Raw genomic sequence first — 8,729 nt, forward strand, 5'->3', positions numbered from 1 at the left:
TGAAGGCGCGGCTTCTGCTGCAACTCGCGCTGGCCGCCGGACGCGCGCCGGCGCAGATTGCACGGGATTTCGAGTTCTAGACCGACAAGGAGTCCAGCCGCATGGAGAAACCGCGGGAAAGCAATGTCGAGCGATTGCGCACGGGCATCCTCGAGATGATCGAAGAGTTGGGCCTCGGCTTCGGAGACCGGCTGCCGACCGAGAAGGAGATGGTCGAGCGCTTCCACATCTCGCGCCCCACGCTGCGCGAGGCGCTGAAGCTGCTGGAGCAGGAGGCGGTGATCGACAGCCATCAGGGCAAGGGCCGCTTCCTCGCCGCCGGCGCGCTCCTCAGCATCGCGCGGCCGATCACCAAGTTCGAGAGCGTCTCGCAGATGGTGAGCAGCCACGGCTACACGGCCGAGACGCGGCTTCTGGGCTTTTCGGCCGTGCCCGCCGATCCGGTGACGGCCGAGCGGCTGGCCGTGGCCGAGGGCACGCCCCTCGTCCGCGTCGAGCGGCTGCGCAGCTCGGGCGGCCAGCCGCTGGTCTATTCCGTGGACTGGCTGCCCCGCGCGCTCGTGGGCGAGGGGCTCGAAGGCACCCCCGACTGGAGCGGCTCGCTCGTGGCGCTCCTCGACCGGGTGGGGCGGCGGCCCGTGGCCTCGACCGCGAACGTGCGCGCCGTCCTTTTGCCCGACGAGGTGAGCGGGCTGCATGGGCTCGAGGAGTTCGGCCCGGCGCTGCTCATCGAGGAGGTCTGCTACGCGGCCTGCGGCACGCGCGTGATCTATGCGATGGACTATCACCGGGGCTCGGCCTTCTCCTTCAGCTTCGTGCGGAAGTAACCTCCGGGACCGCGGCTGCGGGCTCGGGGCGCAGGCTGCGCTCGTCCGCGCCGAAGAGGTGCAGGCTCTGGGCATCGGCCGTGAGCGCGATGGAGGCGCCCGCCGCAAGGTCAAGGACGCCCGGCAGCTTGGCAATCAGCGGCTCGGCCAGACCCTCGGCCTCGATATAGGTGAGCTGCACCTCGCCCAGCTGCTCGATATAGGAGATCCGCCCCACGAGGAGCGGCTCGCCCTCGGCCAGCCGCAGATCCTCGGGGCGGATGCCCACCTGCACCGTCTGGCCCGCAAGGCCCGCATCGAGCGGGAAGGGCGCCCGCAGCCCTCCGCCGGTGGCCAGGTCGAGCCGCGCGCCCTCGGGCCCGATCCGCACCGTGCCCGGGATCACGTTCATCGCGGGCGAGCCGATGAAGCGCGCGACGAACAGGTTCGCGGGCCGCCGGTACAGATCGAGCGGCGAGCCCACCTGCTCGATCCGGCCCGCGCGCAGCACCACGATCCGGTCGGCCAGCGTCATGGCCTCGACCTGATCGTGGGTCACATAGATCATCGTGGCCCCCGGCATCGCCTGCTTGAGCTTGGCAATCTCGATCCGCGTCGCCACCCGCAGCGCCGCATCGAGGTTCGAGAGCGGCTCGTCGAACAGGAACACCTTGGGGTCGCGCACGATGGCCCGCCCGATGGCCACCCGCTGCCGCTGCCCGCCCGAGAGCGCGCGGGGATAGCGGTCGAGATAGGGGGCGAGTTGCAGCACCTCGGCCGCGCGGGTGACGCGGCGGGCGATCTCGTCCTTCTTCAGCCCCGCGATCCGCATCCCGAAGGCCATGTTCTCGAACACCGTCATGTGCGGATAGAGCGCATAGGACTGGAACACCATGGCGATGCCGCGGCGCGAGGGGGCCACCTCGTTCATCCGCTCGCCGTCGATGGCGAATTCGCCCGAGCTGATGTCCTCGAGCCCCGCGATGGCGCGCAGGAGCGTGGATTTCCCGCAGCCCGAGGGGCCCACGAAGACCACGAACGAGCCCGAGGGGATGTCGAGGTCGATCCCGTGCAGGACTTCCATCGAGCCATAGGTCTTGCGCACCTGGCGCAGCGTCAGTTCGGCCATCGGCCTGCCCTTCCCTTGTCTGTCCGGCCAGAGGCCGCGGTGGCACCGTTCATGGCCGTTACCGGCCGGGGGTCAGCGACGAGAGCCAGCGGACGAGCGGGCCCGGGCTCCGGTTCTCGATCTCGAGGTCGTTGCGGATGCGGATGGCGCGGCGCACGAGGCGCGCGCCCAGCGAGCGGACGGGCTCGGGCGGCAGCCTCTGGCGCCGGCCGAGACCCACGAGGCCGCTCCGGCTCCAGCGGTCGTCCCGCCCGAGCACGAGGCTTGCGAGGATCCGGCCCGCGACCGGCGTCTGGGCGATGCCCGTGCCGTTGAAGCCCACGCCGAACAGGATGTCGGGCTCGCCCGTGAGCGACCCGAAGACGGGCAGATGCGCGGCCGAACAGTCGATGGGGCCCGACCAGTCGGCCGCGATCCTCGCGCCCCGCAGCTCGGGGTAGACGCGATGCAGCTCGCGCAGATTGTCGGCGCCGCCGTCCGGCCGGCGGTTGAAGGCCGCGCCGAAGCGGTTCCCGTAGGCCACATTCCCGCTGCCGCGCCCGAAGACCACGCGCCCGCCCTTGGTGCGCTGATAATAGAGCACATGGGCCTGCGCGTCGCAGATCGACTCGCCGCCCGTCCAGCCCAGCCGGTCGAGCGTCTCGGCCACGGGTTCGGTCGCGACGATCTGGCTGTCCACCACATAGAGGTAGCGGGCGAGTTCCGGCAGCGCCGCGGCCCAGGCGTTCGAGGCGATCACCACCTTGCCCGCCTGAAGCGTGCCGCCCGGCGTCCGCAGCCGGCAGGGCCTGCCCGAGACGATCTCCGACACGGGGCTCCGCTCGTGGATCGCCACGCCCCGCGACAGGGCCAGCGCGCGCAGCCCGAGCGCGAGCTTCGCGGGCTGGACCGTGCCGGCGCGCGGCTCGACCACGCCCATGTAGGAGGCGCCCGAGCCGGTGCGGCTGCGGATCTCGTCCGCACCCAGGGGCCGTAGCCGGTCGGCCTCGCCCGCCTTGCGGCAGAGATCGGCCGCGGGCTCCCAGGCCCCTTCCTGCGCCCGCGAACTCGCCGTCCAGAGCCAGCCGTCGAGCCGCAGGTCCATGTCGATCGTGCCCGAGGCCTGCAGCTCGGCCAGCTCCTCGATTGCCTCGGCGGTGGCATGGCAGAGCGCCAGCGCCTCCTCGGCGCCCACGAGGCGGGTCAGCAGGTCGAGCTCGGCGAACCAGCTGTGGACCTGCCCGCCGTTCCGCCCCGAGGCGCCCGAGCCGCAGAAATCGGCCTCGAGGATCGTCACGCGCAGCCCGGGCGCCTGCTCCTTCAGGCGCAGCGCCGTCCAGAGCCCGGTGTAGCCGCCGCCGACGATGGCCACGTCGCAGGCGGCCTCGCCCGCGAAGGGCGGCGTCGCCGGCCCCGCGCCCAGATCGCGGAGCCAGAAGGAGCGGTCGCCCTCGGGCGCCGCGGTGGGAAGCGCGAGCCGGTGCGTCGCCATCTCAGACCTCTCCCGCCGCGATCACATCGGCATATTTCTCCAGCAGCCACGAGGGGATCGGCAGCAGCGGCTGCGGAAAGCCGCCTTCGTGCAGGCAGGTGTTGGTGGCCGCATCCGCCGCCCCGCGCAGGGACTCGGCATCGGGGCGGCGCTCGATGGCCCAGAGCGCGATGAAGCGCGCGATGAAACTGTCGCCCGCGCCGCAGGTGTCCACCACCTCGACCCGCCGCGCCCGCACCGGGGTGACGGTGCCGCCCGCATCGAGGAAGGCGCCGCGGCTGCCGCAGGTCACGACGGTGGCCTGCGCGCCCCGCGCGCGGAAGCGGGCGAGCAGCGGCTCGACCGGCTCGGCCGGATCCTCGGGGCCCGAAGCGAAGACGAGCGGCACGCCCTGAAGGTCGAGGAGGTCGTGATGCGTCGAGACATCGACCGAAAAGCGCGCGCCGTCGCGGACGAGGGCGCGGACCAGCTCGGGCGCGCTGTGGGTGCCCAGATGCACCCAGTCGGCGGCCAGAAGCGCCGCATGGCGTTCGCCCTCGGGCACATAGCCGAGCCCCACGCCCAGATCCTCGAGCAGGAAGCGCCGGTCGCCGTCGCGTTCGAGGAGGAGCGTGACGGCGGTGCTGCCCGGCCGCACCTCGCAATCGTCGGGATCGAGCCCCGCGCGGCAGACGGCGGTGCGGATCACCTCGCCCTCGGGATCGGGGCCGACAAGGCCGAAGTAGCGCGCCTCGAGGCCCGCGCGCCTCCATTGCACCGCCACGTTGAGGGCATTGCCCCCCACCGCCATGCGGTCCTTCAACAGATAGACGTCAAGACAATTGTCGCCCACGGCGATCAGGGTCGGGCTGCGGCTCACGGGCGGGCCTCCACGGGATCGAGATGCGGCGCGAGCGCCGTGAGATGGCGGGTCCAGGCCGCGACGGGATCGAGCGCATAGGAGCCGTCGCCGAAGGGCTCGAAGGAGAGCGCGCCGCGATAGCCCGCCTCCGCGAGATCGGCGAGGATGCGGGCGAGCGGCAGCGTGCCGTCGCCCCAGACGAGATGGCCCGCCGGGCGCCCGTCCACGAGATGCACATGGGCGAGCCTGTCGCCGAAGAGGCCCGCGTAATCGGCCACGCTGTCGCCCGCGCAGGCCATGGCGACCGTGTCGAGCACCACATCCATATTGTCCGCGCCCACCATCTCCAGCAGCCGCGCCGTGTCGGCGGCACTGTGGGCGATGTTGCTCTCCACCCGCTGCAGCGGCTCGAGCAGGCAGCGCAGGCCAAGGCCCGCGGCATGGCCCGCGATCAGGCGCAGCGCCTCGGCCGAGCGGTCCCAGGCGCGCTCCGCGGGCTCGCTCTCGTAGCCGCGGCCGGGGGTCAGGAACAGATGCCGCGCGCCGAGTTCGGCCGCGATGTCGGCCGCGCGGCGGAAGCGGTCGATGCTGGCCGCGCGGTAGGCATCGTCGCCCGAGGCGATGTTGATCGGATAGACCACCTGCTCGGGCGTGAGGCAGCGCACGGAAAGGCCCTCGCCCGCCAGCACGCGCTTCACTTCCGCCACGTCGCGGTCGCTCGAGTGGAAGAGGTCGAGATGCGGCGCCACGCCCCAGAGCTCGATCTCGGTGAAGCCGAAGCCGCGCATCCGGCGCGCCACCTCGGCCAGCGGGAAATGCTGGAAGGCGAAGTTCGAGCCGATCATCTGGCGGGCGGAGAGGCGGGGGGGGGGGCTCATTTCGCCATTCCTTCGGTCAGGCCGCGGATGAAGTACCGCTGGGTCAGGAAGAAGATGATGACGATGGGCAGCGCTGAGAGCGTCATGGCGGCGAAGACCTGCGCGAAGTCGGTGCCGTGCTTGGACATCATCGAGGTGAGGCCGACGGGCAGCGTCTGCACGCTGGGACTGTTGGTGAAGATCATGGCGAAGAGATATTCGTTCCAGGCAAAGAGGATATGGAGCACGACACAGGAGACGATGATCGGCCGGCAGAGCGGCAGGATGATCCTGCGGTAGATCTGGCCGGGGCTTGCGCCGTCCATCATGGCGGCCTCGTCGAGGTCGCGCGGCAGGTCGAGCATGTAGGCGCGGATCAGGAAGGTGGTGAAGGGCACGCGGAAGGCGGTGTAGAGGATGATGAGCGCCCAGTGCGTGTCGTAGAGCCCGAGCGACTGGAGCATCCGCACCAGCGGCACGAGGGCCACGGTCGGGCTCAGCATCATGCCGCCGAGCACGAAGGCGGTGATGAGGGGCTTTGCCGGCATCGCCGTCCGCGTGAGCCCGTAGGCCGCGCGCGCCGAGATCAGCACGGTCGCCACCGTCGAGACCAGCGTGACGAGCAGGCTCGAGACCATGTAGCCCTGCACCCCGCGCCAGGCCGAGAAGTAGTTCTCGAGCGACCAGCTCTGCGGCAGGGCGAAGGGCTGGTCGAAGATCTGGCTGTTCGACTTGAAGCCGCCGAGCCCCATCCAGAGCAGCGGATAAAGGACGACGACGCCCACGGCGAGGAGGAAGGCCCAGAGGAAGGCCTGCCCCATCACGGGCCAGAAGCCGCGGGCGGAATGGGTCGCGCCGCTCATGCGAGGACCCTCCGCCGCCGGGTATACCAGAGCTGCAGGATGCCCGTGAGCATCGTCACCGCGAAGACGACCGAGCCGATGGCCGCGGCATAGCCCATGTCGTTCTGGTTGAAGCCCTGCTCGTAGAGCCATGTCCCCAGCACCTGGCTCGAATTGTTCGGCCCGCCGCCCGTCATGACCATGACCTCGTTGAAGACCTGGAAGGCGCCGGTCACGGTCACGATGATCATCATGCCGGTCATCTCGCGCGTGAGGGGGAAGGTGATGCTCCAGAGCTGGCGCAGCGGGCCCGCCCCGTCCATCCGCGCCGCGTCGTAAAGCTCCTGCGGGATCTTCTGGATCGCGATGGTGAAGAGCAGCGTGGAATAGCCGAAGCCCTGCCACTGGCTCATGGCGATGATGGCATAGATCGCGGTCTGCGGATCGCCGAGCCAGACATGCGACCAGTGCTCGAGGTTCAGCGCCTTCAGGAGCCCGTCGAGGATGCCGATGTCGGGCTGATAGATGAAGTAGAAGAGGAGCCCGGTGACGGTCGTCGAGATGGCCGAGGGCACGAAATAGAGCGCCCGCCAGAAGTTGCGCCAGCGTTCCGAGGACAGGCCCTCGACGATGGCGGCGAGGCAGAAGGCCGCGAAGACCTGGAAGACGATGGAGAGCACCGCATAGGCGCCGTTGTTCCAGAGCGCGCGGCCCACCACCGGATCCTCGGCGAGCCTGCGGTAATTGTCGAGCCCGACCTGCGTCACCTCGCCGGTGAAGATGTCCTGGTTCGTGGTGCTGACGAAGAAGTTGTCGACGATCGGATAATAGACGAACCAGCCCACGAGGACGAGCGCCACGGCGATCCAGCGCAGCGCCAGCAGCCGGGAGAGGAGGGGGCGCAGCCGCGGCCCCCTCCCCGCCCCGAGGGCGGGGCCGCCGAGGGCGACCCCGCTCTTTCCGATGTCCGCGGACAAGCTCATCACTTGGCCGCGGCGGCGGCCGCACGGACTTCGGCCACGACCTCCTCGGCCGTGACGCTGCCGCCCGCGAAGGCCTGCAGGTTCGACAGCCAGGCCGCGGCGACGCGCGGATGGTTCACCGTATCCAGCCACTGCATGAGGTAGGAGGCTTCCGCGATATCCTCGAGACCGCCAACCACGGCGGGGCTCATCTGCGCCGGATCCGCGCCGCCGATCACCGCGCTCGGCTGGCCGTAGGGCGGGGCCGACAGCACCTTCGCATTGGCCTGGCTCGTCACGAACTTCATGAAGTCGAGCGCGAGCGGCACGTTCTCGGAGGCCGAGGAGATCATGTAGCCCTCGGGCGCGCCTTCGAGCGCCTTAGGATCGCCCTTGGCATCTTTCGGCGCGGGCAGCGGGAAGAAGCCGAACTCCTCGGGCTTGAGCTTGGTCTTGGCCGAGGCCGAATTGTCGAACTCGATGATCTCCTGATAATACATCGCCGACTTGCCGTCGCTCAGCTCCTGAAGCGCATTCTGATAGGAGATGCCGTTCATGCCCGCGCCGATGGTGCAGCGGTCGGCGATGGCCTTGAACTGCTCGAGCGAGGCGACATAGCCCGGGTCGGCATATTCGGCGGTGGCCGGGTCGAAGTCGCGCTCCAGCACGTCCTTGGGCACGTTGTAGGCCAGAAGCTGGCCGAGATAATGGACGGCGACCCAGGGCTCCTTGTTGCCGATCGAGATGGGCGTGATCCCCGCCTCCTTGATGGTGTCGCAGGCCGCCAGCATGTCCTCGAGCGTCTCGGGCACCGAGAGGCCGAGCTTCTCGAAGATGGGCTTGCTGTAGCCCATGAATTTCGCATCGAGATAAAGCGGGATGCCGTAATGCTTGCCGTCGTAGACGAAGGCATCGACCGCGGCCGGGGCGAAGGTCTTGCCCCACTCGGTGTCCGGCCCGATCACCGGCGTGAGATCCACCGCGCGCTCGCCGCGGATGAAGTTGCCGCCCCAGGTGCCGGTCCAGGAGAAGAAGACGTCCGGGATCGAGTTCGAGGCGACCAGCGTCTTGGTCTTGCCCTTCACGCTGTCATCGTCTTCCTGGATGAGCTCGATCGTGACGCCGGGATGCTGCGCCTCGTATTCCTGCGCAAGCTCGGTGAAATAGGGCGCGAGGCGCTGCATCCCGAACTTGGTCAGCACCTTGATCGTGCCCTCGTATTCGACCGGGGCCGCGGGATCGGCGACCGCCGTCTGGGCCGCGGCGGCGCCCGCCCCCAGCGCCGACATTGCGGCGACGATGGCTGTCATGGACTGCAAGGACCGTTTCATCTCTCTCTCCTGTTGTCGGGCTTCTTGTTGGTCTTGGGTTGGGGCGTCAGTCGCCGGGGCGAGGGTCGGGCGGCCCGAGATGGGCCTCGACCCGCTCGAGGAGCGCCGCGAGGATCACCGGGGTCGCCAGCGCCCGCAGGCGCGGGGCAAGGCCCGGCAGCTCGGCCGCGGCCGCATCCACGATGCGCAGACGGTCGGTGTAGCGGCCCACGAACCGCTCGACGCGGAGGGCCAGCGGGCGCAGCGCATCCTCGCCCTTCACGAGAAGGAGGCTCACCCCCGGCTCGATCAGTTCGAGCGTGCCGTGGAAGAAGTCGGCGGCATGGACCGGGCGGGCGGGCAGGCGCAGCCCGCGCTCCAGCGCCGTGAGCGCGAAACGGTGCGCCACGGGCCAGGCCCCGCCCGCGCCGGTGACGATCTGATAGGGCTCGGCCCCCAGGCGCGCGGCCAGCAGGGCGGCCTCGGGCTCGTAGGCCGCCTTCGCCGCGCC

The 8,729-nt window shown here is 70.1% G+C and carries 8 protein-coding genes and 1 pseudogene; 1 reads left to right on the forward strand and 8 read right to left on the reverse strand.

Annotated elements, in window-relative coordinates; translation table 11 throughout:
- Positions 1-101 precede the first annotated feature (101 nt).
- On the forward strand, positions 102-827 hold the full coding sequence (locus A9O63_RS20065; RefSeq protein ID WP_069333477.1) for a GntR family transcriptional regulator: 726 nt from the start codon (positions 102-104) through the stop codon (positions 825-827).
- On the opposite strand, the gene A9O63_RS20070 is transcribed toward A9O63_RS20065, so the two are convergent.
- The 8 genes and pseudogenes from A9O63_RS20070 to A9O63_RS20105 form a co-directional block, all read right to left on the reverse strand.
- Entirely contained in the window at positions 808-1,935 is a 1,128-nt protein-coding gene (locus tag A9O63_RS20070) for an ABC transporter ATP-binding protein (protein WP_069333478.1), read from the reverse strand. The genes A9O63_RS20065 and A9O63_RS20070 overlap by 20 nt on opposite strands.
- Positions 1,936-1,993: 58 nt before the next feature.
- Positions 1,994-3,406, reverse strand: coding sequence for an NAD(P)/FAD-dependent oxidoreductase (locus A9O63_RS20075; protein WP_069333479.1), 1,413 nt, complete (start codon positions 3,404-3,406; stop codon positions 1,994-1,996).
- A gap of 1 nt (position 3,407) precedes the next feature.
- Positions 3,408-4,265, reverse strand: a complete 858-nt coding sequence (locus A9O63_RS20080; RefSeq protein ID WP_069333480.1) for a fructoselysine 6-kinase — start codon at positions 4,263-4,265, stop codon at positions 3,408-3,410.
- Positions 4,262-5,125 carry a sugar phosphate isomerase/epimerase family protein gene (locus A9O63_RS20085; protein ID WP_069333481.1) on the reverse strand — a complete coding sequence of 288 codons (864 nt, stop codon included), beginning with the start codon at positions 5,123-5,125 and terminating at the stop codon, positions 4,262-4,264. Before A9O63_RS20085 ends, A9O63_RS20080 begins: the two co-directional genes overlap by 4 nt.
- Complete coding sequence (locus tag A9O63_RS20090) at positions 5,122-5,967, reverse strand: carbohydrate ABC transporter permease (RefSeq protein WP_069333482.1); 846 nt, start codon at positions 5,965-5,967, stop codon at positions 5,122-5,124. The genes A9O63_RS20085 and A9O63_RS20090 overlap by 4 nt, the downstream gene beginning before the upstream one ends.
- The gene (locus A9O63_RS20095; RefSeq protein WP_069333483.1) at positions 5,964-6,929 is read right to left on the reverse strand and encodes a carbohydrate ABC transporter permease; all 966 of its coding nucleotides are present in this window, start codon (positions 6,927-6,929) and stop codon (positions 5,964-5,966) included. The genes A9O63_RS20090 and A9O63_RS20095 overlap by 4 nt, the downstream gene beginning before the upstream one ends.
- Positions 6,929-8,239 (reverse strand): ABC transporter substrate-binding protein, encoded by a 1,311-nt coding sequence (locus tag A9O63_RS20100; RefSeq protein WP_069333484.1) that lies wholly within the window; start codon positions 8,237-8,239, stop codon positions 6,929-6,931. The genes A9O63_RS20095 and A9O63_RS20100 overlap by 1 nt, the downstream gene beginning before the upstream one ends.
- A gap of 46 nt (positions 8,240-8,285) precedes the next feature.
- Positions 8,286-8,729, reverse strand: a pseudogene (locus A9O63_RS20105) (glucosamine-fructose-6-phosphate aminotransferase); the annotation flags it as partial.

The organism is Cereibacter johrii, from assembly GCF_001720585.1.
Classification (GTDB): Bacteria; Pseudomonadota; Alphaproteobacteria; order Rhodobacterales; family Rhodobacteraceae; genus Cereibacter_A; species Cereibacter_A johrii.

What these genes read in the sequence shown, in the direction of transcription:
- A9O63_RS20070 (WP_069333478.1), bottom strand. Translation starts at nt 1,935, where the DNA reads ATGGCCGAACTGACGCTGCGCCAGGTGCGCAAGACCTATGGCTCGATG.
- A9O63_RS20090 (WP_069333482.1), bottom strand. Translation starts at nt 5,967, where the DNA reads ATGAGCGGCGCGACCCATTCCGCCCGCGGCTTCTGGCCCGTGATGGGG.
- A9O63_RS20085 (WP_069333481.1), bottom strand. Translation starts at nt 5,125, where the DNA reads ATGAGCCCCCCCCCCCGCCTCTCCGCCCGCCAGATGATCGGCTCGAAC.
- A9O63_RS20100 (WP_069333484.1), bottom strand. Translation starts at nt 8,239, where the DNA reads ATGAAACGGTCCTTGCAGTCCATGACAGCCATCGTCGCCGCAATGTCG.
- A9O63_RS20075 (WP_069333479.1), bottom strand. Translation starts at nt 3,406, where the DNA reads ATGGCGACGCACCGGCTCGCGCTTCCCACCGCGGCGCCCGAGGGCGAC.
- A9O63_RS20095 (WP_069333483.1), bottom strand. Translation starts at nt 6,929, where the DNA reads ATGAGCTTGTCCGCGGACATCGGAAAGAGCGGGGTCGCCCTCGGCGGC.
- A9O63_RS20065 (WP_069333477.1), top strand. Translation starts at nt 102, where the DNA reads ATGGAGAAACCGCGGGAAAGCAATGTCGAGCGATTGCGCACGGGCATC.